Raw genomic sequence first — 23,568 nt, 5'->3', positions numbered from 1 at the left:
ACAGAGATCACCCCAAATCGGAACCCGGCGGCGCCGGGCCGGGCCCCGGCGCGGCGGCCGGGGCCCTGCGGGGACGTCAGCGCAGGATGTCGCGGGCGACCTTGGCGGCGCCCACGGCGGCGGCGCCGCCCGCGATGGCGGTGGCCCCGGCGGTCACCCACAGCGGGAGGCCGCGGCGGGTGCGCAGCCCGCTGATCGTGTCGAGCGAGTCGACGAGCAGCCCCGCGCGGGCCCACAGCCGCCGCCCGGGCCCGTCGCTCAGCAGGTAGCCGGCGCCGAGAGCGATCTCGCGGGCGGCGAACATCCGGGCGACGTAGTCGCGTCCCGGGTCGGTGCCGCCGACCGACGTCATCGCCTTCACGGTCAGCTTGGGCGCGGCGAACGCCGCGAGGCCGAGGGCGACCCGCGCCCGCGCCACGTTGGTCATCAGGTCGTCCAGCCGGTCCCGGCCGTCTACTTCCTTCGCATCTGCCACATGCGCGAGGTTATCGGGCGGCTCGCGGGGCTCCTCCTCCGAGGTAACCCTTGCCTTACGCGTCTATCGTTCTAGGAGGCGGCACTCCCCCCGGATTGAAGGTGACCATGGACGAGGGCCTTCTCAGCCTCGCGGTCGTCGCGCTCCTCGCCGCGTTCTGCGTGCGCTGGGTCGCGGTGAAGCTGCGCATGCCGATGCCCACCCGCGCCGCGGTGATCATCGTGTTCGTGCTGGTCGTCGGGGCGCTGTACGGCGAGCACCTGAGAGGCTGACGCGCCGGGGCGGTGAAATTCCCGCCCCGGGATCCGAACTTCCCGCCTCGACCGGGAGTCATAACTGGCGAAACCGGCTTCACGCTGTCCCCGCGCCCGAGGAGCCGGTCCGAGCCGAGGGAGACCACCCGTGCCGCATCCGTCGACCGCGGTCCAGGAGACCGCCGGCGGCATCGCCCCGCACCTGAGGCGCCTGCTGGAGTTCGTCGAACCCGGCCGCGACGACGTCTGCCTGGACGTGGCGCGCGGCCGCGGGCCGATGCCCGCCGCGCTGCGCCCGCGGGTCCGGCACGTGACCGCGGTGGACGCGACGCCCGCGCCGGAGGAACCGGGCAGGAACGGCCGGATGTCCACGGTCGAGTTCGGGACGGGCCCGGTGCGCATCACCGGCTCGCCCGACGACGGGGACCGGCCGCCCGCCATGGCGACCCGCGAGGACCCCCGCCCCCGGCCCACCGCCCCGGCCGTCCGGGCCGACGCCACCGCACTGCCCTACAGGGACAACACGTTCTCGCTGGTCACGGCCCGGTTCTCGCTGTACACGCTGGGCGAGCCGGAGCGGGTGCTGCGCGAGCTGCTGCGGGTCTGCCGGCCCGGTGGACGGCTGATCATCGCCGATCTCGTCCGCGGCAACCTGGCCGGCCAGGAGCGGGACCGGATCGAGCGGCTCCGCGACCCCGACCACCCGGGCACCCCGTCCATCGCCCGGCTCACCGAGATGATCACCTCAGCGGGCGCGACGATCCGCCGGCTCGACGTGTTCACGGTCGAGCGGCCGGTGGAGCCGTGGCTCGCGGGCGCGCGGGACGAGGCGTCCGCCGACCGGATCCGCGAGGCGCTCACCGACGAGGTCGACGGCGGCCCCCGCACCGGCGCGAAGCCCCGCGTGATCGGCGGGGAACTCTGGTTCACCCAGTCCTGGGCGCACGTCGCCGCCGAACCCATCTGACCGCACCGCCGGCGCCCGGTCCGCGGGGCGGCCGGCCCGGCGCGCACCGGCCGCCCCGCGGCGCCGCCGGCCGCTACCCGCCCCCTCGGAGCGCCTCGGTCGGGGACAGCCGCGCGGCGCGCAGCGCCGGATAGAGACCGGCGACCGCGCCGGTGCCGACGGCCAGCAGCAATCCGCCCCACAGGGCCTGCGCCGGGATCAGCACACTCCAGCCGCGGTCGTAGGCGAGCCCCAGGGTGATCGCGGTCCCGATGGCCAGCCCCGCCGCGCCGCCGAAGGACGACAGCACCAGCGACTCGGTGAGGAACTGCGCCGCCACATGCGCGCGCGCGGCGCCCAGCGCCCGGCGCAGCCCGATCTCCGACCGCCGTTCCAAGACCGAGATGACCATCACGTTGGCGATCCCGATCGCCCCCACGAGCAGCGCGATCGCGCCCAGCCCGAGGAACAGCGCCTGCCCGGAGGACTTGACGGCCAGCTGCGCGGTGAGCGCGTCGGAGGGCCGGCTCACGGTGACCTGGTCGGGGGCGGCGGGATCGGCGGCGGCGGCCAGGAGGTCCGCCACGGCCGCGACGCGGTCCGGGCGGGCGCGCAGGTAGACGCGGCTCGGGTGCCCGTCGTACCCGAGCGTCTTCTCGGCCGCCGCGAACGACACCAGCGCGGACCGGTCGATCTCCGGGGCCAGCGGCAGCGGCCGGAGGATCCCGGCGACGGTGAACCAGTGCCCGCCGAGCCAGACCCGGACGCCCGGGCCGGCGCCGCGCACGCCGAGCGTGGTGGCGGCGTCGTGGCCGAGGACGGTGACCGGGTACGGCCCGGACGTCAGGAACCGCCCGGTCAGCGGCGAGGCGCCGAGGGCGGTGAGCAGCGAGCCGTCGCAGGCCCGCACCGCCCGGCCGCCCGTCTGCCCGGCCGGGACGTGGTCGTTGCGGTACACCGCGGCCGTGGTGATCTGCGCGGTCGGCGCGACGGCCTGCACACCCGGCAGCCGCCGGATCATCGGCGCGGCGGTCGCGGGCAGTTCGGCCTCGGCGCCGCCCATGGTGTGCCCGTTCGCGACGGTCAGCATGTTGGTGCCGAGCTGGTCGATGCGGGCCAGCAGGTCCGACTGGCTGGACCTGGTGACGCCGAGCACCGCGACGATCGAGGCGATGCCGATCGCGATGCCGAGGCCGGACAGCACGGCCCTGACGCGCCGGGACCGCAGTCCCAGCGTCCCGGTGGGCAGGAGGTCGGCGATGCGCAGCGTGCTCTTCATACCAGTGCTCCGTCGCGCAGCTCGATCCGGCTGCGGCACGCCCGCGCGACGGCATCCTCGTGAGTGACGATGACGAGGGTGGTGCCCTCGGCGTTGAGCTCCCGGATGAGCGAGAGGATCCCGGCCCCGGTGGTGCTGTCCAGGTTGCCGGTAGGCTCGTCGGCGAACACGATCGCCGGGCGCCCGACGACCGCCCGGGCGATGGCCACCCGCTGCCGTTCGCCTCCGGACAGCTTGGCGGCGTGGTGGCCGGTCCGGTGCCCGAGGCCGACGCGTTCCAGCGCGGCGCGGGCCAGGCGGCGGCGCTCCCGGGCCGGGATCCCGCGGTAGAGGAGCCCCGAGGCGACGTTCTCCAGTGCGGACAGCGCGTCCAGCAGGAAGAACTGCTGGAACACGACGCCGACCCGGTGCGCGCGCAGCCCGGCCAGCGCCCGGTCCGACATGTCCTGCACCGGCTCCCCCGCCAGCCGCACGGACCCGCCGGTCGGCCGGTCCAGCCCCGCCATGAGCTGCAGCAGCGTGGACTTGCCCGACCCCGACGCACCGCGCACGGCGAGCATGTCGCCGGACTCGACGGTGAGGCTCACCCCCCGGACGGCCTCGACGGGGGGCTCACCGGGGTAGGTCTTGCGGACGTCCGCGAGCTCAAGAACCGTCATCCGGCACCTCCACGCGCTGTCCCGCCGCGAGCCCGGCGCCGGTGACCTCGACCAGCCCGCTGCTCTCGTCGAACAGCCCGGTCCTGACCGTGACGTGGCGCCGCGCGGTGCCGCTGACGACGATCACCTCGTAGGCGCCGCCGGGCAGCGGGCGCAGCGCCGTCGTCGGCACGGCCAGCACCCCGCGGTCCTGCTGCGCGACGATCGAGACCTGGACCGACGTCTGGTCGAGCAGACCGTGGATCGTGCCGGTGACGGTGACCGTCACCGGGGCGGTCGACTGGTCGGCCGTACCGCCCCCGCCGCCCCCGCCGTCTCCGCCGTCTCCGCCGGTGGACGGGGTCGTGGCGACCGTGCCGATCGCGGAGACCCGGCCCCGCCGGGTGCTCTGGTCGGGCAGCGTCACCACCACCGGATCGCCGACCTTCACGTTCGGCAGCTCCGTCGGCGAGACCTGCACCGTGACCGCCTGCCGCGGAGTGGTGCCGTGCTCGACCGGGTGCCCGGCCTGCACCCTGGTGCCGGGCGAGACGTCGAGCGCGGAGACCCGGACCGGGCCGGGGGCGAACACGATCTGGCCGAGCGGCACGGTGCCGGTCACCGTCAGGTTCCGGTCGTCCTGCCAGTGCCGGACGGCCCAGTAGGTGGCGGTCGAGTAGTGGTCGTCGACGGTGAGGCCGTCGCCGTAGCCGAGCGCCTTGAGGTTGCTCTCGAGCTGCCTGACGTCCGCGCCGTCGGTCATCCCCACCTCGAACGCCCGCCAGACCGGCCGCGTCCCGTACATCAGCGGGACCTTCGTGCCGTCGATCTCGTAGGCGGCGTCCCCGCGCCGTATCCGGCGGCCGACCGGCGGCAGCTTCGTGACCACGCCGGCCCCGGTGGCCTGCACCTGGTAGGCGCCCGCGTACCCCAGCTTGCCGCTCAGCACCTGGCGCTCCGCGACGTCGGTGCGGGTCACGGCGGCGGTGCCGGTGCTGATCGCGCCGGTCTCCGTCCCGCCGCTCGCGTGACCGCCGCCGTCCATGACCGTCCAGCCCGCGGCGCCGGCGAGCCCGACCAGCGCGACGCCGCCGAGGATCAGGGTCCGGCGCATGTCACTGGCCTCCCCCGGGCGACGTCTTGAACTTGACGCGCCCCGGCGAGTACTTCTGGCAGGGCTTCAGCTTCGCGACGATGGTGCTCTTGCCCAGCCCCTGGAGCCGGGGCGGAAGCGTGAAGGCACCGTCGCTGTCGGGGTCGGGCCAGTCCGGGAGGCCGGACCGGCGGAGGCACGCGGCGTACTGCCGCAGCCGCGCCAGGTCGGCGCTCGACACCGGACTCGGCCGGCTCTGCTGGCCCGCCTGGGCCTTGAGCGACGCGCAGGCCTCCGGAAGCCGCTGGCCGCCCCCGGACGGCGGGAACCCCCACGTCCCGTCGGAGTTCTGCACCGGGTCGGGGAAGTTCGGCTGGCCGTTCGCCCTGGCGCACTGGGCGAGCCGGCGCAGCGCGTCCCCCGTTCCGGCGTTGGGGCTCGCACTGGACTTGGCAGGCGTGCCGTGACCGCCGCATCCGGCGAGCAGCAGGGCCAGAGGGAGCCCGGCGCCTACGGTTCGTAGATTCATGAGGCAAATCTCGTGCCCGCCGCCGTCGGGCGGATCCCCCAAAAAGGGAGCGGGCGCACCGCCGTTCGAGGGACCCCCGCGGCCGGTCCGCCGACCTACGCTGGCTCCATGCTGTCCCGATTCGGGCTGAAGATCCGGATGGCGGCTTCGTACGTCGCCGTCTCCGCGGCGGCCGTCCTCGTCGTCGAAGCGGTCGTGCTGGGCTACTTCGTCCCGCGGATGGCCCACGCCCGCCACCAGGTGAAGCAGGCCAACGCCCGGGTGGCCGAGGCCGACACCCAGGCGGGCAGGTTCAAGAGCACCGCCCTCGCCGACGAGGACGCGGCGGCCGCCACGGCCGCCGCCACCGGACGGGGCGCGCTCTCCGACCGGGCGCTCCTCGCGGCCGCGGCCCGGTCCGGATTCGGGCGCACCGCGACGGACCCGGTGCCGGAGATCGTCGAGGCGCTGGCCGGGCTGGACGGCCGGGTGGCCGCGACCACGGCCCCCCAGGCCGTGCCGGTCGGCTCCACCCTGCCCGGCGACGCCGTCGGCACCTCGCGCCGCGTCGTCTCGCTGGGCGACGGCGCCGCCTGGGCGACGAGCCCGGCGACGACCACGACGCCCGACGGGCACCGGCGGCCCTTCGGGATCGCCTACGTCCGGCTGGCCGGCGGCCTCGTCCGGCCGGGCGCGCACGCCAAGGGCTCCGCCGACGCGACCGGCCGGACCCCCGGCACCGATGACATGCTGCTGCCCGGACTCATCATGCTGATCATGCTGCTCCCCGCCGGCGGGGTGTTCGGGCTGCTCAGCACCCGGCGGCTCATCGGCCGGATCCGGCGGCTGGCCGAGGGCACCGCGGCGATGGCGGACGGGGACCTGCACGCGCGGATCCCGGTGTCGGGCGGCGACGAGGTCGGCCGGCTGGAGCTGGCCTTCAACCGGATGGCCGAACGGCTGGAACTCGCCGGCCGGGCGGAACGGGACGCCGCGGGCGCGGCCGCGCGGCGCGACGAGCGCAACCGGATCGCCCGGGACCTGCACGACTCGGTGTCCCAGGACCTGTTCTCGGCCAACCTGCTGGCCGGCGGGCTGCGCCGGGCGCTGCCCGCCGGGTCGCACCTGCGGCGGCAGGCCGAGTCCATGGAGCAGACCCTGGAGCGCACGATGCGCGAGATGCGCGCCATGCTGCTGGAGCTGCGGCCGGTCGCGCTGGAGGAGGCGGGGCTCGCGGCGGCGCTGCGGGACCTGTGCCAGGCCTTCGAGGCGCGGCTGGGCATCCGGATCACGGCGGAGATCGACGCGCCGGAGCTGCCGCCCGCCGTCGAGCTGGCGGTGCTGCGGGTCGTCCAGGAGGCGCTCGGCAACGCGGCCCGGCACGCCGAGCCGGAGCGGATCGAGCTCCGGGTGACCGAGGCCGCGGGACAGGTGATGGTGCTGATCAGCGATGACGGACGAGGCTTCGACGCGGCGGGGACGGCGCGCCGGCACGGGATGGGGATGGCGCTGATGCGCGAGCGGGTCACCGAGCTGGGCGGCACCTTCGAGGTGGCGAGCGCGCCCGCGGAGGGCACGACCGTACGGGTGCGGATCCCGGCATGATCAGGGTGCTGATCGTCGACGATCACGAGGTGGTGCGGCAGGGGCTGCGGTTCGTCCTCGAACAGGAGCCGGACATCACGGTCACCGGCGAGTGCGCGGACGGCGCGGCGGGGATCGAGGCGATCCGGTCGCAGCGGCCCGACGTGGTGCTGCTGGACCTGGTGATGCCCGGCATCGACGGGCTCGGGGTCCTGCACGCCCTGCGCGAAGAGGGTTCCGGGCCCGCCGTCATCGTGCTGACGTCCTTCCTCGCCGGGGACCTGGCGCTGGAGGCCGTCCACGCCGGGGCCTGCTCCTACCTGCCGAAGACCACCGCGGTGGACCGGGTGGTGGAGGCGGTCCGGGCCGCCGCGGCCGGGGGCAGCGTGCTGGACTCCGGGGTGGCCGCGCTGCTCGTCCGCAAACTGCGCGAGGACGACCCGGCGGGGCCGCTGCGGGACCTGTCGCCCCGCGAGCGCGACGTGCTCGCCGAGCTGGCCCGGGGACGCTCCAACCGGGAGATCGCCAGGGCGCTGGCGCTCGGCGAGCAGACGGTGAAGACGCACGTGTCCAGCATCCTGGCCAAGCTCGGCCTGCAGGACCGGACCCAGGCGGCGATCTTCGGTCTCCAGCAGGGCCTCGTGCCGCTCCGGGACGCGCTGTCCGACGACCCCCGGACCGGTTAGGGAACGAGGACGGCGGCGCCGGTGAACCGGTCGGCGGCCAGGTCGGCGAGGGCGCGGTCCGCGGCGTCCAGCGGGTAGGGGTGCGTGGTGACGGCGACGTCGAGGCGGGCCGCGAGGCGCAGGAACTCCTCGCCGTCCGCGCGGGTGTTGGCGGTCACCGACCGGACCTGCCGCTCCTGGAACAGGTGCCGCTGGTAGTTCAGGGCCGGGACGTCGCTCAGGTGGATGCCGGCGACGGCGAGGGTGCCGCCGCGGTCCAGGCGTTCGAGCGCGGCGGGGACGAGCTCGCCGGCCGGCGCGAAGACGATCGCGGCGTCGAGCGGGTCCGGCGAGACGTCGAAGGAGTCGCCGGCCCAGGACGCGCCGAGATCGCGGGCCAGCTCGCGGGCGGCGGGGCTGCGGGTGAACACGTGCACGTCGGCGCCCTCGGCGAGCGCGACCTGCGCGGCGAGGTGCGCGGAGCCGCCGAACCCCCAGATCCCGAGCCGCCCGCCCGGCGGCAGGGCGGAGCGGCGCAGGGCGCGGTAGCCGATGATGCCCGCGCACAGCAGCGGCGCCGCGCGCACGTCGTCGAGCTCGGGCGGCAGCGCGTAGGTGTAGGCGTCGACGGCGAGGGCGTACTCGGCGTAGCCGCCGTGGGCGTCCCAGCCGGTGTACACCGAGTACGGGCACAGGTTCTCGGCGCCGCGGCGGCAGAACCGGCACGCCCCGCAGGTGCCCCGCAGCCACGCGACGCCGACCCGGTCGCCGGCGGCGTGCAGCGCGCCCGCGCCCGCCTCGACGACCTCCCCGACGATCTCGTGGCCGGGCGTCACGCCGGGCAGGTGGACGGGCAGGTCGCCCTCCGCGACGTGCAGGTCCGTCCGGCAGACGCCGCAGGCCAGGACGCGCACCAGCAGCTCCCCCGGCCCCGGCGACGGGACGTCCCGGTCGGCGCGGCGGAGCGGCCCCGAGGCGATCGGAGCCGGCGCGTCCACCGTCCAGGCCCGCATCACGGCGTCAGCGGCAGTTCGAACCAGACGGCCTTGCCGTCGTTGGTCGGACGGGCGCCCCACCGGCTCGCGAGCTGGTCGACGAGGTAGAGGCCGCGGCCGCCCTCGTCGGTCTCGCCGGCGCTGCGGATGCGCGGCAGCCGCATGTCGGAGTCGAACACCTCGACCCAGATCGCGTCGCCGCCGCGCCGCAGCCGGAGCCGGAACTCCTTGGTGGGCGGCTCGCGGCGGCCGAGGTCGGCGCCGAGGCTCCAGTCGTCCTCGTCGAACGCGCCCGGGTCCATCGCGGGGTCGAGGCCGCCCTCGAACGCGCCGCCGACCTGCGCGGTGTTGAACTGGACGGGCGGCGGCGCGCTCAGCGGCTCGCCGCCGCGGCCGGGCGGCCCGGCGGGCACCGGGACGACCATCTCGCGGCGCGGCTGCGGCGTCGAGGTGGCGTGCAGCACGACGTTCGTGACGACCTCGGAGACCAGCAGGCAGGCCAGTTCGGCCTGCTCGTCGAGCATGCCCCAGGACGCGAACGCGTCGGCGGCCATCCGGCGCGCCTCCGACACCATGATCGGCTCGGCGGGGAACGTGCGCTCCTCGACCGCCAGCTCGTCGGCGGCGGTGCGGATCACCACGATCGCCACGTCGTCGTCGATGTCGCCGGGGACGGCGTCGTAGGCGGCGTTCGCGATGGCCTCGACGCCGCCGCGCGCGACCCGCTGGACGGCGTCGCGGACCATCTCGCGGGACTCCTCCCGCGTGTAGTACTCGCCGTCGTCCTTGGGCCGCCGGTCGATGAGGCCGTCGGTGTACAGCACGAGCGTCGAGCCGGGCTTCAGCTCCGACTGCTCCTCGTTGAAGAGGATCTCGCCGCCCATGCCGGGGGCGCGGACGCCGAGCATGGCGCCCTCGCTCTCGAAGTCCAGCTCGCCGACCTCGCCGTCCACGATGAGCAGCGGCGGGTCGTGGCCGGCGTTGGCGAACTCCAGCACCCGCGACCACGCGTCGTACACGAAGTAGGTGCACGACACCAGCGGCGGGCGGACGAGGTCGTCGCTGTTCCAGCCGGACCGCATCCGCTCCGGGCGGGTCATCGTGCGAACCCACTCGTCGAGCTTGCGCAGGATGTCGGCCGGGGGCTTGTCGTCCTGGGCGAAGGCGCGCAGCGCGGCGCGCAGCTGGCCCATCACCGCCGCGGCGCGGGCGCCGCGTCCCTCGACGTCGCCGATGACGAGCCCGACGCGTCCGGCCGACAGCGGGATCACGTCGTACCAGTCGCCGCCGACCTGGGTCTGGATGCCGTGCCCGTGCGCCTCCAGCGGGCGGGCCGGCTCGTACCGCCAGGCGATCTGCAGGCCGTCCAGCGGGGGCGGGCGGTCACCGGGCAGCAGGTGCTTCTGGAAGGCGAGCGCGGTCTCGCGCTCCTCCTCGAACAGCAGCGCGTTGTCGACGGCGAGCGCGACGCGGCTGGCGATGGCGCCGAGCAGGTCGCGGTCGAAGCCGTCGTAGTGCGGGTCGGGCCGCTTGGACAGGTTGGACAGCGCCAGGCTCATCACGCCGAGCAGCTCGCCGCGCACCAGCAGCGGCGCGGAGATCACCGAGGTGATGCCCATCGACTCGCCGAGCCGCTGCGACGACTCGGTCGGCGCGGCGAAGCGGTGCTGGACCATGTCCTCGACGAGGACGGCGTCGCGGCGCGCCATCGCCTTGGCGCTGAAGTGGCCCGGCGGGTAGGAGACGGGCTCGCCGACCTCCGCCCAGGTGCCGGGCGGCGGCTCCCAGTTGCCGGCGTGCCGGGACACCCGCCGGTAGAGCCGGTCGCCGCTGTAGAGGTCGATGAAGCAGTGGTCGGCGAACTGCGGGACGAGGGTGTCGGCGACCCGCCGCAGCGTCGACTCCAGTTCGAGGGACCCGGCGAGCCGCTCGCCGATCCGCTCCAGCAGCCCGTACCGCTCCTGGTCGCGCTGGTTGGAGCGCAGCGCCTCCCGCGCGAAGATCACGACGCCGTCGACCGCGCCGGACGGGTGCCTCAAGGGGACGGCGTGCGCGCGCGTGTACACGGTGGTGCCGTCGGCGCGCAGGTTGCAGAAGGTGCCCTCCCAGACGCCGCCCTTCAGGACGTGCCGGGCGAGCTCGGTGGCCTGCTCGTGGTCCTCCTCGGCGATGCCGAGCGACAGGATGGAGTGCCCGATGATCTCGTCGCCGCCGAACCCGAACAGCTGGCGCGCGAAGGCGTTGCCGTAGATGACGTTGCTGAAGCGGTCGCAGACGATGACCGCCATCTCCATCTGGTTGAGGACGGTCTCGGGCGGCAGATGCGCCTCGAAGGGCGCTTCCCCCCAACGCTTCATCTCCCCATCCCGATCACAGTCGCGGTCCCGCCGGGGGCCGCGTCGCGTCCGCGCGGCCGGGCCGCACCGCCCGCAGCGGTGATCACCGGGCGTCGCGGCGCGGTCCTCGTACGTGTTCTCCTCGTCGTATTGAACGACGAACCCGCCGCCGGGATACGCCCGAACGGCGCGATGGTATGGAGATCTTCGGTATAGACCGCCGCGGCGGGGGCGGGGGGCGGCACGCCGACCGCGCTAGCGCCTGCTGACGAAGACGTGCTCGGCGATGTCGCGCGGCAGCTCCGTCGCAGCACCGTCGGCCTCGTCGTCACAGGTCACCCGCACCCCGTCATCGGTCGCCCGGAGAGTCACCTCTCGTCCCGGTTGTATCCCTATTTGCTTGAGTCTAAGCATCAGGTCGCTGTCCATCTGCACCTGCTCGCTGATCCGCCGGACGACGGCGGCGGCGCCCGACGCGCTCGCGACCGCGGTCATCACCGACAGCGGCGCGGCGGCGTCGTCCCCGCCGTGGCCGCCCAGCTCGTCCAGGCCGGGGATCGGGTTGCCGTGCGGGCAGGTGGTCGGGTTGTCCAGCAGCGCGACCAGCCGCCGCTCGACCTCCTCCGACATCACGTGCTCCCACCGGCACGCCTCGATGTGGACGTCCTCCCAGGGCAGTCCGATGACGTTGACCAGCAGGCACTCGGCGAGCCTGTGCTTGCGCATCACGCGGGTGGCCAGGCCGCGGCCGCTGTCGGTCAGCTCGAGGTGCCGATCGCCCTCGACCCGCAGCAGCCCGTCGCGCTCCATCCGCGCGACCGTCTGGCTCACCGTCGGGCCGCTCTGGGAGAGCCGCTCGGCGATGCGCGCGCGAAGGGGGATGATCCCCTCCTCTTCGAGCTCGAACACCGTCCGGAGATACATCTCCGTGGTATCGATCAGGCCGTGTGAGGTCACAGCTCCCTCCAGTCTTATGGCCTTGAAGTCTACTTGCTCGGGCCCCTCGTCGCCGGATCGCGCGAATATCCCGGAGACGGCGGGTACGGGGAAACGCGAGATGAACGCGGAAACTTCCCACGACGCCGAGCCGTACCTGCCGGCCTCCCCCGCCGAGCGCTCCGATCTGGACGCGCTGCGCCGCGCGGCGGCCGGCTGCCGGGGCTGCGGCCTCTACGAGAACGCCACCCAGACGGTGTTCGGCGAGGGCTCGTCCGGCGGACGGGTCGTGCTGATCGGCGAGCAGCCCGGCGACCAGGAGGACCGCCGGGGCCACCCGTTCGTCGGCCCCGCCGGACGCGTCCTGGACCGCGCGCTGGAGGAGGCCGGGATCGAGCGCGGCGACGTCTACGTCACCAACGCCGTCAAGCACTTCAAGTTCAAGCGGCAAGCGGGCGGGAAGCGGCGCATCCACGAGACGCCGAACGCGGGCGAGATGCGCGCGTGCCGCCCCTGGCTGCTGGCCGAGCTGCGGACCCTGGACCCGGACGTGGTCGTCGCGCTCGGCGCGACCGCCGGCAAGGCGCTGCTGGGCTCGTCGTTCCGGGTGACGAAGCTGCGCGGGCGGCTGCTCGCCCTCCCCGACCTGGAGACGATCGGCACCCCCGCCGCCGGGCGGAAGATCGACGCGACCCCGCCCGGCGACGCGGACACCCAGGTCGTCGCGACGATCCACCCGTCCGCCGTGCTGCGCGCCGAGGACCGCGACGCCGTGTACGCCGGCCTGCTCGACGACCTCAGGATCGCCGCCCAAGCCCTCCGCTAGGCCGCTGCGGGGCGGGCCCCAGCCGCCGCGCGAGCGCGTTACCTGACCGGTGAGGCGAGCCGGAGGCGAGCGTCACCGGGAAGATCGCGAAGCGATGCCGCGCTCGCCCGAGCATGGTCAAGGGTCGAGCCGCTAGGCGAGGCCCTTCGGCCGGGATCGCGAAGACGCAGTGTCGTAGCGGAGGAGGGCCGGGACGAGCAGGGCGACCGCGACCACCAGGACGGCGCAGGCGATGCCGCCGCCGACCCAGGACGCGGTGGCGCCGGCGACGCTCGCGACCGCGCCCGCCCGCACGTCGCCGAGCCGGGGACCGCCCGCGACGACGACGGTGAACACGCCCTGGAGGCGGCCGCGCATCTCGTCGGGCGCGTACGTCTGGAGCATCGTCTGCCGGAACACCGACGACACCAGGTCGGCGGCGCCGCCGACGGCGAGCAGCAGCACCGCCAGCCAGAGCTGGTGCGCGAGGCCCGCGGCGGCCACGGCGAGGCCCCACACGACGATCGACACCACCAGCGCGATCCCCTGCCGGTGCACGCGGCCGATCCAGCCGGAGATCAGCCCGCCGAGGAACGCGCCGACCGCGATCGCGGCGAACAGGTAGCCGACCGCGCCCTCGCCGCCGAACCGGGTCTCGGCCAGCTCGGGGAACAGCGCGCGCGGCATCGCGACGCCCATCGCGATGATGTCGACGACGAACGACATCAGCAGCACCGGCTGGGTGCCGAGGTAGCGCAGCCCGTCGATCACCGACCGCAGCCCGGGCGTGCCGGCGATCTCGCCGAGCGGCGGGATCGCCGGCAGCCGCAGCGCCGCCCACAGCCCGACGGTGAACAGCGCCGCGTCCATCCCGTAGGCGGCGCCGTAGCTCCAGCGGGCCAGGATCACGCCGGCGAACAGCGGTCCGGCGAGCATCCCGACCTGGCTGGCGGTGAAGTTCAGCGTGTTGGCGGCCGGGACGAGGGACGTGTCCACCAGCCGCGGGATGATCGCGCTGCGGGTCGGCGACGACACCGCGAACCCGGTCGCCTGCACCGCCACCACCGCCATGATCAGCGGCAGGCTCTCCAGGTGCAGCAGCGCCTGGACGAGCAGCAGCAGCGTGGCGCCCCACATCACGCAGGACGAGGAGAACAGCAGCCTGCGCCGGTCCATGTGGTCGGCGACCGCGCCGCCCCACAGCCCGAACACGATCAGCGGGACGAGGTTGACGAGCCCGAGCACGCCGACCCAGAACGACGACCCGGTCATGTCGTAGACCTGGACGGGCACCGCCACCGCGGTGACCTGGAAGCCGATGAACGACACGCCCTGCCCGAGCCACAGCCGGCGGTAGGCGGGGTGGCCGAGGGGGCGGGTGTCGATCGCGAGCCGCCGGACCATGCCGCGGCGGCCCCGCTCCTCCGATCGCGAGCCGGCGCGCGGCCCGCCGGGTTCCTCGGGTTCCTCTGCTTCCCCGGATTCCCCGGGTCGGCTCTCGGACTCGCCCGCGGACGCGTCCGCGGCTTCCTCTCCGGGGGTGTCAGGAGCGTAGGCGGGGGTCGGCTGCTGTTCCGGTGTCACGGAGACAGTCTCTCCGTCACCCACCGCCCGGCCGCGTCCGGGTCGGCGTCCAGGGGACGGCCCTGATCGTCCAGCGCCGTCCGCCGGTACCGGATGCGGTCGTGCAGCCGGTCGCGCCTCCCCTGCCAGAACTCGATGGCCTCCGGGACGACCCGGTACCCGCCCCAGAAGTCCGGCAGCGGCACCGCGTCGCCCTCCGCGACCGCGCCGCCGCCCGGCTCGGTGGCCGGATCCGGCCACCGCTCGGCGAGTTCGGCGAACCGCCGCTCCAGCACCGAGCGGTCCGCGATCACCCCGGACTGGTGCTCGCTCGCCCACGCGCCGATCCGCGACCCGTAGGGACGGGTCCGGAAGTACGCCTCCGACTCGTCCCGGGACAGCGCGAACGCCGGGCCGGCGACGCGCACCTGCCGGTGCATCGCGTGCCACGGGAAGACGAGCCCCGCGCGCGGGTTCTCCGCCAGTTCACGGCCCTTGGCGGAGGTGAGGTTGGTGAAGAAGCGGAACCCGTGCGGCCCGTACCCCTTCAGCAGCACCGTCCGGGCGCTCGGGACGCCGTCCGCGGACGCCGTGGCCAGCACCATCGCGTTCGGTTCCGGGAGCCCGGCGGCGTGCACGTCGGCGAACCACGCGGCGAACAGCGCGAGCGGATCGGCGGGGAGGGCCGCCTCCGCCAGCTCGCCGCCCTCGTAGGACCTGCGGAGCCGTGCGGGGTCGGGCGTTGGGGAATTCACAGCGTCTGAGCCTCTCACCTGGGGATTGTGCATCTCACATGGACCTGGGTACTGGTCGGTAAGGCGGACAGGGTTCAATGGCACGACACCGCCTTATCAACAGTTGGGGACGAAAGGCAGGACGACATGTCCGACTTCAAACCCGGTCTTGAGGGGGTCGTCGCCTTCGAGACCGAGATCGCCGAACCGGACAAGGAGGGCGGCGCCCTCCGCTACCGGGGCGTCGACATCGAGGAGCTCGTCGGCCGCGTCTCCTTCGGCGACGCCTGGGGACTCCTGGTCGACGACAGCTTCGACCCGGGGCTGGCCCCCGCCGACCCGCACGTCCTGCCGGTCACCTCCGGCGACGTCCGGGTGGACGTGCAGAGCGCGCTCCCCACCCTCGCCCCCGCCTACGGGATGAAGCCGCTGCTCGACATCTCCGACGAGCAGGCCCGCGCCGACCTCGCCCGGGTGTCGGTGACCGCGCTGTCGTTCGTCGCCCAGTCGGCGCGCGGCATCGGCGTCCCGATGGTCCCGCAGAGCCGGATCGACGAGGCCTCGACCATCACCGAGCGGTTCATGGTCCGCTGGCGCGGTGAGCCCGACCCGAAGCACGTCCGGGCCATCGACGCGTACTGGGTCTCCGCCGCCGAGCACGGCATGAACGCCTCCACCTTCACCGCCCGCGTCATCGCCTCCACCGGCGCCGACGTGGCGGCGAGCATCTCCGGCGCGATCGGCGCCATGTCGGGCCCGCTGCACGGCGGCGCCCCGGCCCGCGTCCTGCCGATGATCGAGAAGGTCGAGCAGCTCGGCGACGCCCGCAAGGTCGTCGCCGACATCCTCGACTCCGGCGACCGGCTGATGGGCTTCGGCCACCGCGTGTACCGCGCCGAGGACCCGCGCGCCCGGGTGCTGCGCCGCACCGCCAAGGAGCTGGACGCGCCGCGCTTCGAGGCCGCGAAGGCCCTGGAGGACGCCGCCCTCGCCGAGCTGCGCGAGCGCCGCCCCGACCGCCCGATCGAGACGAACGTGGAGTTCTGGGCCGCGGTCATCCTGGACTTCGCCGAGGTCCCGACCGCGATGATGCCCGCGATGTTCACCTGCGGCCGGACCGCCGGGTGGGCCGCGCACATCCTGGAGCAGAAGCGCACCGGCCGCCTCGTCCGGCCGAGCGCCCGGTACGTCGGGCCGGGCACCCGGTCGATCGACGACGTCGCCGGGGCGGCGGAGGTCCTCAAGCGCGGTGCTTGATCGCACGGCCGGCTGACGCGCCGGCTCCCTCCCCCCGCTGAACGCGCCTGAGGCCCCCGGTTCACACGGAACCGGGGGCCTTCGTGCGCCCTCGGCGGGCTTCGGGGCCCCGTGCGCCCTCAGCGGGACGGTTCGGACGGCGCGCCGTCGGCCGCCGGGCAGTCCGCGCGGGCCTGGTGGCCGGTGACGAGCCGCCCGCAGACCTCCTTGACCTCGACGGCGCCGTCCGGGCGGACCGTGGCGAGCAGGACGGGCTTGTCCACCACCACGTGGCCGTCGGCGCGGCCGGTGAACGTGAGGACGCCGCTCGCCCCGTTCCACAGCGGGCCCTCGCCCGGGTCGTCCAGCGCCGCGAACACGCCGCCCGCGGTCGGCGGCGCCGCCTGCGCGGTGAAGACCTGGCCCGCCACGAACCCGATCATCGACGCGGCGTCGTAGCTGACGGCGGCGCGGGTCTCCGACGGCCGCAGGTCGCGGGGCGCGTTCTTCCCGATGATCGAGTCGACGGCGCCGGGATAGGCGTTGAAGAACACGTTGCGGCGGTCGCCGACCCACGCGTCCGTCCACGCCTCGTGCGCGGCGAGCGGCATGTAGAACAGCCGGAACGTGGCGACCCGGCCGATCTGCGGGGCGTTGTCGCTGACGTATTTGGCGATCTCGTCGTCGGCCAGGACGATCTGCCCGCTGGGGCAGGTGTGCTGGAGGACGTTGGTGAAGGTGCGGAACTCGTCCGAGCGGCCCGCGTAGTAGAACAGGTCCGGCGGCCTGCGGCACAGCTCGTGGACGGTCTTGCCGAGGTTCCCCGGGCTGTCGTAGTCGCGGACGACGACCTGCCCTCCCTTCACGTATCCGGTGAAGGAGCTCTTGAAGGACGCGGCCAGGTCCCTGCTGTACAGGTCGTGGGGGTCGGCGTTGTAGATGACGTCCACGGTGCGGGCCCGCTCGCCCCCGACCTGCCCGCGGCTCGCCCAGTAGGCGGCGTGCTGCGCCAGCCGCCGGTTCGGCGGTGCGAGGCGGAAGTAGTACGGGGAGAAGCCCGCGTCGTGGCCGAGCATCCCCGTCTCGTTGTAGCTGTTGGCGGTGCCGACCATCGGCAGCGCCGCCGTCGACAGCACCTTGATCGCGTCCTGGGTCTCGGCGCGGCTCTGCTCGAACCCGACGACCGCGACGACGGACCGGTCCTTCAGCGCCAGCTCGCGGATCTGCCCGGCGACCTGCCGGGCGTGCTGGAACCGGGCGCCCGCGTTCGCGACGAGCACCCGCATCCGCAGGCTCTGGCTGGCCGCGTTGAACTCCTCCTGCGCCATCGCCAGGCCGACCAGCTCGCCCTCGGCGCCGGCGAGCAGGTCGAGCTGCCGGTTCTGGATGGCGGGGTCGGCGGTGATCGGCCCGAGGTAGACGATCGTCGCGTGCGGCTTGCCGGACCGCGCCACCGCGTCGTTCTGCCGCTTCAGCCGCCCGAGCACCGACGACAGCCGGTTGTCGTTGTTCTCGCCGTCGCTGGCCTCGCCGAACTTGAACGACCCGTCGGTGATCCCGATGCACTCGCCGGACGCCGTCCGCTTGATGCCGAACGGCGAGCAGTACCGGTCGACCTGGACGGAGATGACGGTGATCGACGCGGCGGCGACCGCGACCATCGCGATCCACGGCAGCGCGGGGTGCGTCAGCCGCGGCCGCCGCCGCACCGGCCGGACGGGCGGGATGTCGCCGCCGGGGTCGCGGGTGATGTCGACGCGCAGCTCCCGCCGCGACCCGAGGACGCCCACGCGCCGCTGCTCGCGCCAGTACCGGTCCCACAGCGCGCGCGCCGCGAACACGCTCTGCGGCTCCCCCGACCACAGGTCGACGCGGACCGCCTGCGCGAGCCGGTCCACCAGCCGGGGCCCGGCCGCGGCGGAAGGGCCGTCCTCGGCGGGCGTCCGCGGGTCGACGCCCGCGGTGACGACCAGCGGATCGAACCCGGGCGGCGCCGCGCCGTCGCCGCTGTCGGCGCGGACCCGCTCGATGTACTCGATCACCGCCACGCCCGGATGCCCGGGCGCCAGATGCTCGAAGATCAGCACCGGGTAGCGGACCCGCGCCCACGCCGCCCGCCGGTAGTCGCGCCGGTAGTTGCGCCGCAGGTCCTCCAGGAACGCGGCGACCAGCAGCAGGTCGAGCTGCTCGGCGTGGTCGTCCGGCTCGACGGGCCGCGGGTCGAACACGTTGAGGGCGAAGCCGAGGAACCCGGTGGAGTCGCGCTGCAGGTACGGCTGCCCGACGAACCAGCCGAACCGCCGGACCCCGTACCAGCCGCGCGTCCGCGCGACGATCTGCACCGTCACGAACGCCAGCCCCACCACGGCCGCCAGCACCGCGGACGCCAGGTCCAGCGCGGCGGCGGTCCCGGCGCTGATCAGCGCGACGACCGCGACGCCGATCGGCGCGATCTGCTCCAGGAACGACAGGAAGGTCGCGGTGCGGCTGCGCGGCTCCTCCAGGTCGCGCAGGACGTCCCGGCCCCGCCCCCGGATCACCCGGTTCAGCTCCCGGCGCCGCGCGTTCTCGTTGTCGCCGACGGGCGGGTGCGTGAGCCGCCGGACGAGCTGGAAGTTCTCCCGCTCCGACGGGGAGGCGTACCGGGGCGGCGACTGGTCGCCGGCCAGCCGGATCTCCCGCAGGTCCCGCAGCCACAGCGCCATCTCCAGCAGCGGGAACCGCAGCGCCGGCTCCCCGCGGGCCCGGCTGCTCGGCTGCGACAGCTCCCGCTTCGCCTCGCGCAGCACGCCCGCGACGTCCGTGGCGGGGGTGTCGGCCGCGATGTGCGAGACGGGCGCGCGCTCCTGCTCGCACCGGTTCTTGAACATCTCCGCGACGTGCGCGGCGGGCCCCGCCGGGCCAAGCAGCAGGAGCAGCGGCCGCAACCGCTCCCGCCAGCGCCACGGCGGCCGCTCGCGCAGCCGTTCGAACAGGTCGAGCACTCCGCGCAGCCGATCCTCCGACAGGATCCGGTCGCCGTCGCCCGGCATGGGAAACCCCTCGCTCTCGCCCTCGTCCCCCGGCGGCTCCTCGTCTCGGCACGCGCCTCCCGCGCGCGCCCTTGGGACATTGGACGTCGCGTATAGCGAAATGGATCGAAAACTTCCGAGATCCACCCGGCGATCGCATGATCCGCCACCGACCCGGACCCGGCGGCGTGCCGCGGACCTGGACCCGTTTGCCATCATGGGCGCCGTGACCGAGAACCCGGACGAGCCGCTGGAAGGCGACATCGGACCCGCCGCCCGCGCGGTCCGCCCCGCCGAGCCGGAGCCCGACCCGGCCGACGAGATGCGCCGGTACGCCGCGGAGCGCGAGGAACGCCGCCGCCGCACCAACGCCGTCTCCGGCCGCGTCGCCGCCTTCCTCGGCGCCGCGCTGCTCGCGTTCCTCACCTACGACGCCGTCCGCGCGGCCGTGGACGACCACGCCCACGGCCGCGAGTGGATCTATCCGCCGGGGGTCGTCGCCGCTGTCTGCGGAGTGATGCTGGTGGCCCTGCTTACCTGGGTCGTACACCGCACCAAGTAGCCTTCTGCGAGTGACCGAAAGCGCGAATCCAGCCATAGCCATTCCCGCCGACATCAAGCCCGCCGACGGCCGCTTCGGATGCGGTCCGTCCAAGGTCCGTCCCGAGCAGCTCGCCGCGCTCGCCGAGTCCGGCGCGACGTACATGGGCACCTCCCACCGGCAGAAGCCGGTCAAGTCCCTGGTCGGCCGCGTCCGCGAGGGCCTGGCGCAGCTGTTCTCCCTCCCCGAGGGCTACGAGGTCCTGCTCAGCAACGGCGGCACCACCGCGTTCTGGGACGCCGCCGCGTTCGGCCTCGTCCGGCAGCGCGCGCAGCACCTGACGTTCGGTGAGTTCTCCAGCAAGTTCGCCAAGGTCACCACGGGCGCGCCCTGGCTGGGGGACCCGACCGTCATCTCCGCCCCGCCCGGCCAGCACCCGGAGGCGTCCGCCGAGGAGGACGTCGACGTCTACGCGCTCACCCACAACGAGACCTCGACCGGCGTCGCGATGCCGATCAAGCGTCCCGCCGGCACCACCGCGCGCGACGGGCTCGTCCTGGTGGACGCCACGTCCGGCGCGGGCGGCCTGCCAGTCGACGTCACCGAGACCGACGTCTACTACTTCGCGCCGCAGAAGTGCTTCGCCGCCGACGGCGGACTGTGGGTTGCGCTCGCCTCGCCCGCCGCGCTGGAGCGGATCGACGAGATCGCCTCGTCGGACCGCTACGTGCCGGAGTTCTTCAACCTGAAGACCGTCCGGGACAACTCGTCCAAGGACCAGACCTACAACACCCCGGCCGTCGCCACGCTGATCCTGCTCGCCGAGCAGATCGAGTGGATGAACGGGCAGGGCGGCCTGGACTGGACGACGTCCCGCACCGCCGACTCCTCGCAGCGCCTGTACACCTGGGCCGAGAAGACCTCGTACACGACGCCGTTCGTGACCGACCCGGAGCAGCGCTCGCAGGTCGTCGGCACGATCGACTTCAACGACGACGTTGACGCGGCGGCGGTCGCCAAGGCGCTGCGCGCCAACGGGATCATCGACACCGAGCCGTACCGCAAGCTCGGCCGCAACCAGCTGCGGATCGGCATGTTCCCGGCGATCGACCCGGCCGACGTCGAGGCCCTCACCGTGTGCATCGACTACGTCGTCGAGCGGCTGTCCTAACTGCATTGCCCTCGGCGGTCGGGCGTTGGACGCCCTCCCTTCGGCGGGCACTGCGTGCGATCGCTGTGTTGATTGCACCGCCCTCGGCGGTCGGGCCCTGGGGCCCTCCCTTCAACGGGCGATGCGTGCGATCGCTGCATCGCTCCGACTCGCCCTGGGGCTCGCTGCGCGATCGGATTCTCGCAAGCTCGAATCCGGCTTCGCTCGCGATCGCGACGGCTCAGGTCGCTTGACCCCGGGGCTGAGGCTCCGGGGTCAGGCGACAGGGGCGAGATCGGGGCTGACCAGGCGGTGGCGGAGGGTGGCCCGGTCGCGGTCGCGGTCCGCCTCGGTGAAGCCCGCCCAGACCCGGTCGTCGCGGTCCGCGGGCCGCGCCGCCGGGACGAAGGAGGCCGCCGCCAGCACCTGGGGCCGGTCGCGGCGCCCAGGTGCGCGCTCGGTGCCGACCCGCATGTAGGTGCCCTCGCGGAGCATGACGATCGTCGCGAACCGGACCCGCGTGTACCGCTGCACCACCCGGAACCAGCGCGGGTTCGAGGCCCAGTAGATGTTCTGCTCGGAGTCGACGGCGACGGCGAGCGGGCTCAGCGCGGCCCGCGCCAGGTGCACCTGGGTCGGGCGGTCGCGGTCCACCCACGCGAGCGCGGTCCGTCCGACGAGCGCCTCCAGGGCCTCGGTGACGCGGGACGAGCCGCGCCGCCCGGCGAGCAGCCGGAGGATCGCCTCGCCGCCGGCCCCGCCGGGCGGGGCGGACGGCGCGAACCGGGCCCGCAGCGCCGCGGCGTCGACGTCGCCGTCGTGCGTGCCCGCGATGCCCGCGGACTTCGGCCCGGGCCCCGCGACCAGCATCGGGCCGGCGCCCGCCGCGTCCGCCGGGGACCCCGGCGCCGCCCAGCGGGTGTGGCCCATCGCGACCGGCGCCCGGTCCAGCTCGGCGAGCAGCTCGGTGCGCCAGACGGCGGAGAACCGGCCGCGGCCCTTCACCACCCGGCACCCGTCGTGCCCGAGGCCCGGCCAGCCCCCGAGCAGCGCCACCCCCGCCGCGTCCGTGCCGCGCTCCTCCGCGAGCGAGCCGAGCGTCACGAACACGTCCGACGCCCGTCCCGGGTCGTCGGCGAAGGGCGAGCGCACCACCCCGAACAAACCGCACATGCCAGATGAGATGCAGATCATCGCCGTCCGGTTCGCGCCGCGCACGGGGCCGCATAAGCTCGATGCGTGAACCGCGCGCCCCAATGGCTGCTCCCCACCGTGCTGACCGCGCTGATCCTGGCCGTGGTCATCGGAGCACTGCTGCGTTGACCGCCGGGGCACTCCCGGCTCGCGGGGCGCGTCGTATGATCGACCGGGCGGGGGAACGGGGTTGATCACGATATGTCAGTGCGTCCGGCGGCCCCCCGTGCCCTGCTCGGCGCCACCGCCGCACTGGCTCTCGGCGCCGCCCCGGCCGCCTGGTGGGCCCCGCCCGCGGCGGCCGCGACCGGGTCCGGCGGCACCACGGCCTTCACGATCACCGACCCGCGGATCACCGAGTCCAGCGGGCTCGCGGCGAGCACGGCGCATCCCGGCATCGTCTACACCCACAACGACTCCGGCGGCGTCCCCAAGATCTACGCGCTGGGCCCGGACGGGCGGGTCCGGGCCGTGCTGACGCTGGGCGGCGCGACGGCGCGCGACTGGGAGGCGATGGCGCTCGGCAGGGACGAGAGGGGCCGTCCCGCGATCTACATGGGCGACATCGGCGACAACCTCGGCGGCGCCTGGCCGTACGTCACCGTCTACCGGATCCCCGAGCCGGCGCAACTGCGCAGCCAGACGATCCGCGCCACCGCCTTCAAGATCAAGTACGCGGACGGGCCGCGCAACGCCGAGACGCTCATGGTCAACCCGCGCACGAACCGGCTCTACATCGCCAGCAAGCTGTTCGGCGGCGCGATCTACGAGGCGCCGCGGCACCTGCGCACGTCCGGCTACAACGTCATGCGCAAGATCGGCAAGGCGCCCGCGATGGCGACGGACGGGGCGTTCGCGCCGGACGGCGGCACCTGCGTCATCCGCACCTACTTCGGCGCCCGCATGTACGCCGTGACGCCGGACGGCCGCCCCGGCAGGTCCCTGGGCTCGGTGTCGCTGCCGTTCCAGCCGCAGGGCGAGTCGATCACCTACACGGCCGACGGCAAGTACTTCCTCGCCGGATCGGAAGGCGTCAAGCAGCCCGTCTACAAGGTCCCGGTGCCGGGCGCGGACAAGGCCGCCGCCTCACCGCCGGCCTCCGCGAAGGCCGAGAAGAAGGCCGGGAAGGACGACGCCGACCAGGGCCACCGCGACGCCGGCGGCGTCCGGACCGGGCTCTTCGTCGCCCTCGCCATCGCCGCCGCCGTCGGCTACGGCCTGTTCCGGAGACGCGGATGATCCGTGCGACCTCCGCGACCGGCGCGGCGCGGGCGGGCGGCCGGGACCTGACCGTCCGGCCACGGTCTGCTCCGCGAACCCCCGAACCTCTGCGAACCCGGCGCCGCGCTTGCGAGAATCCGATCGCGAAGCGAGCCGAAGCGTCCCCCACGTTCGCCCCGTTGCCCGCCGAAGGAGGGCGCCGCATGCCCCAGGGTGACACCCCCTCCCCCACCACGCCCCGGAAGCCCCCACCCGGGCCACCGACGGCACCCACCGCCGGTGACCCGAACCCCCGCCTCAGTCTGAAGCCCCGCCCGCGCGGACCTCAGCGTTGCGATCGCGTGCGAAGCCGAGTTCGAGCTTGCGAGAACTTGATCGCGCAGCGAGCCCCCCGGGCGAGTCGA

At 74.4% G+C, this 23,568-nt stretch carries 21 protein-coding genes; 9 read left to right on the top strand and 12 right to left on the bottom strand.

Annotated elements, in window-relative coordinates:
- Window positions 1-76 precede the first annotated feature (76 nt).
- Window positions 77-475, bottom strand: coding sequence for a hypothetical protein (locus J4557_RS43780; protein WP_307800547.1), 399 nt, complete (start codon window positions 473-475; stop codon window positions 77-79).
- A 107-nt stretch (window positions 476-582) separates the two neighbouring features.
- On the opposite strand from J4557_RS43780, the gene J4557_RS43775 reads away from it, so the two are divergent.
- Together J4557_RS43775 and J4557_RS43770 are read left to right on the top strand one after the other, a co-directional pair.
- Complete coding sequence (locus tag J4557_RS43775; RefSeq protein ID WP_173096635.1) at window positions 583-747, top strand: hypothetical protein; 165 nt, start codon at window positions 583-585, stop codon at window positions 745-747.
- Window positions 748-877: 130 nt separating this feature from the next.
- Window positions 878-1,696 carry a class I SAM-dependent methyltransferase gene (locus tag J4557_RS43770; RefSeq protein WP_208272908.1) on the top strand — a complete coding sequence of 273 codons (819 nt, stop codon included), beginning with the start codon at window positions 878-880 and terminating at the stop codon, window positions 1,694-1,696.
- A 73-nt stretch (window positions 1,697-1,769) separates the two neighbouring features.
- Here J4557_RS43770 and J4557_RS43765 read toward each other — a convergent pair whose 3' ends face one another.
- Genes J4557_RS43765 through J4557_RS43750 form a run of 4 tightly spaced genes read right to left on the bottom strand, consistent with a single transcriptional unit; the run spans window position 1,770 to window position 5,214 of the window.
- Window positions 1,770-2,954, bottom strand: a complete 1,185-nt coding sequence (locus J4557_RS43765) for an ABC transporter permease (RefSeq protein WP_208272906.1) — start codon at window positions 2,952-2,954, stop codon at window positions 1,770-1,772.
- Window positions 2,951-3,613 (bottom strand): ABC transporter ATP-binding protein, encoded by a 663-nt coding sequence (locus tag J4557_RS43760; RefSeq protein WP_208272904.1) that lies wholly within the window; start codon window positions 3,611-3,613, stop codon window positions 2,951-2,953. Before J4557_RS43760 ends, J4557_RS43765 begins: the two co-directional genes overlap by 4 nt.
- The gene (locus J4557_RS43755) at window positions 3,600-4,706 is read right to left on the bottom strand and encodes a peptidoglycan-binding protein (RefSeq protein WP_208272902.1); all 1,107 of its coding nucleotides are present in this window, start codon (window positions 4,704-4,706) and stop codon (window positions 3,600-3,602) included. Before J4557_RS43755 ends, J4557_RS43760 begins: the two co-directional genes overlap by 14 nt.
- Before the next feature lies 1 nt (window position 4,707).
- Window positions 4,708-5,214, bottom strand: coding sequence for a hypothetical protein (locus J4557_RS43750; protein ID WP_208272892.1), 507 nt, complete (start codon window positions 5,212-5,214; stop codon window positions 4,708-4,710).
- 108 nt (window positions 5,215-5,322) lie between these two features.
- Between J4557_RS43750 and J4557_RS43745 the strand changes: the two genes are divergently transcribed.
- Together J4557_RS43745 and J4557_RS43740 are read left to right on the top strand one after the other, a co-directional pair.
- A complete protein-coding gene (locus J4557_RS43745) occupies window positions 5,323-6,798 on the top strand; it encodes a HAMP domain-containing sensor histidine kinase (protein WP_208272890.1) in 1,476 nt (491 codons plus the stop codon).
- On the top strand, window positions 6,795-7,463 hold the full coding sequence (locus J4557_RS43740; protein ID WP_208272888.1) for a response regulator: 669 nt from the start codon (window positions 6,795-6,797) through the stop codon (window positions 7,461-7,463). Before J4557_RS43745 ends, J4557_RS43740 begins: the two co-directional genes overlap by 4 nt.
- On the opposite strand, the gene J4557_RS43735 is transcribed toward J4557_RS43740, so the two are convergent.
- The 3 genes from J4557_RS43735 to J4557_RS43725 all read right to left on the bottom strand — a co-directional run bounded on the left by J4557_RS43735 (window position 7,460) and on the right by J4557_RS43725 (window position 11,730).
- Complete coding sequence (locus J4557_RS43735) at window positions 7,460-8,455, bottom strand: zinc-dependent alcohol dehydrogenase family protein (RefSeq protein ID WP_208272886.1); 996 nt, start codon at window positions 8,453-8,455, stop codon at window positions 7,460-7,462. The two genes, J4557_RS43740 and J4557_RS43735, sit on opposite strands and share 4 nt — an antisense overlap.
- A complete protein-coding gene (locus J4557_RS43730; protein ID WP_208272885.1) occupies window positions 8,455-10,794 on the bottom strand; it encodes a SpoIIE family protein phosphatase in 2,340 nt (779 codons plus the stop codon). Before J4557_RS43730 ends, J4557_RS43735 begins: the two co-directional genes overlap by 1 nt.
- 234 nt (window positions 10,795-11,028) lie before the next feature.
- Window positions 11,029-11,730 carry an iron-dependent transcriptional repressor DtxR gene (locus J4557_RS43725; RefSeq protein WP_208272883.1) on the bottom strand — a complete coding sequence of 234 codons (702 nt, stop codon included), beginning with the start codon at window positions 11,728-11,730 and terminating at the stop codon, window positions 11,029-11,031.
- Window positions 11,731-11,830: 100 nt separating this feature from the next.
- Here J4557_RS43725 and J4557_RS43720 point away from each other — a divergent pair, with 100 nt between their 5' ends.
- Complete coding sequence (locus J4557_RS43720) at window positions 11,831-12,535, top strand: UdgX family uracil-DNA binding protein (protein ID WP_208272881.1); 705 nt, start codon at window positions 11,831-11,833, stop codon at window positions 12,533-12,535.
- Window positions 12,536-12,667: 132 nt separating this feature from the next.
- Here J4557_RS43720 and J4557_RS43715 read toward each other — a convergent pair whose 3' ends face one another.
- Together J4557_RS43715 and pdxH are read right to left on the bottom strand one after the other, a co-directional pair.
- Complete coding sequence (locus J4557_RS43715; protein ID WP_307800546.1) at window positions 12,668-14,098, bottom strand: MFS transporter; 1,431 nt, start codon at window positions 14,096-14,098, stop codon at window positions 12,668-12,670.
- The gene (gene pdxH, locus J4557_RS43710; RefSeq protein ID WP_208272879.1) at window positions 14,095-14,865 is read right to left on the bottom strand and encodes a pyridoxamine 5'-phosphate oxidase; all 771 of its coding nucleotides are present in this window, start codon (window positions 14,863-14,865) and stop codon (window positions 14,095-14,097) included. The genes J4557_RS43715 and pdxH overlap by 4 nt, the downstream gene beginning before the upstream one ends.
- Before the next feature lie 93 nt (window positions 14,866-14,958).
- Here pdxH and J4557_RS43705 point away from each other — a divergent pair, with 93 nt between their 5' ends.
- Entirely contained in the window at window positions 14,959-16,068 is a 1,110-nt protein-coding gene (locus J4557_RS43705) for a citrate synthase 2 (protein WP_208272877.1), read from the top strand.
- 119 nt (window positions 16,069-16,187) lie between these two features.
- Here the strand turns inward: J4557_RS43705 and J4557_RS43700 are convergent, their stop codons facing one another.
- Window positions 16,188-19,079 (bottom strand): ABC transporter substrate-binding protein, encoded by a 2,892-nt coding sequence (locus J4557_RS43700; protein WP_208272875.1) that lies wholly within the window; start codon window positions 19,077-19,079, stop codon window positions 16,188-16,190.
- 205 nt (window positions 19,080-19,284) lie between these two features.
- Between J4557_RS43700 and J4557_RS43695 the strand changes: the two genes are divergently transcribed.
- Together J4557_RS43695 and serC are read left to right on the top strand one after the other, a co-directional pair.
- The gene (locus J4557_RS43695) at window positions 19,285-19,620 is read left to right on the top strand and encodes a hypothetical protein (protein WP_208272874.1); all 336 of its coding nucleotides are present in this window, start codon (window positions 19,285-19,287) and stop codon (window positions 19,618-19,620) included.
- Between the two features lie 10 nt (window positions 19,621-19,630).
- Complete coding sequence (serC, locus tag J4557_RS43690) at window positions 19,631-20,770, top strand: phosphoserine transaminase (RefSeq protein ID WP_208272872.1); 1,140 nt, start codon at window positions 19,631-19,633, stop codon at window positions 20,768-20,770.
- A gap of 255 nt (window positions 20,771-21,025) precedes the next feature.
- Here the strand turns inward: serC and J4557_RS43685 are convergent, their stop codons facing one another.
- The gene (locus tag J4557_RS43685) at window positions 21,026-21,901 is read right to left on the bottom strand and encodes a class II glutamine amidotransferase (RefSeq protein ID WP_208272870.1); all 876 of its coding nucleotides are present in this window, start codon (window positions 21,899-21,901) and stop codon (window positions 21,026-21,028) included.
- A gap of 243 nt (window positions 21,902-22,144) precedes the next feature.
- On the opposite strand from J4557_RS43685, the gene J4557_RS43680 reads away from it, so the two are divergent.
- Window positions 22,145-23,182, top strand: a complete 1,038-nt coding sequence (locus J4557_RS43680) for a hypothetical protein (protein ID WP_372442587.1) — start codon at window positions 22,145-22,147, stop codon at window positions 23,180-23,182.
- The last annotated feature ends 386 nt before the right edge of the window (window positions 23,183-23,568 follow it).

The organism is Actinomadura nitritigenes (genome assembly GCF_017573545.1).
In the GTDB taxonomy this organism is placed as follows: Bacteria; Actinomycetota; Actinomycetes; order Streptosporangiales; family Streptosporangiaceae; genus Spirillospora; species Spirillospora nitritigenes.
Note: the sequence above shows the minus strand (reverse complement) of the source record. Positions and strands in the feature narration are given on the sequence as shown.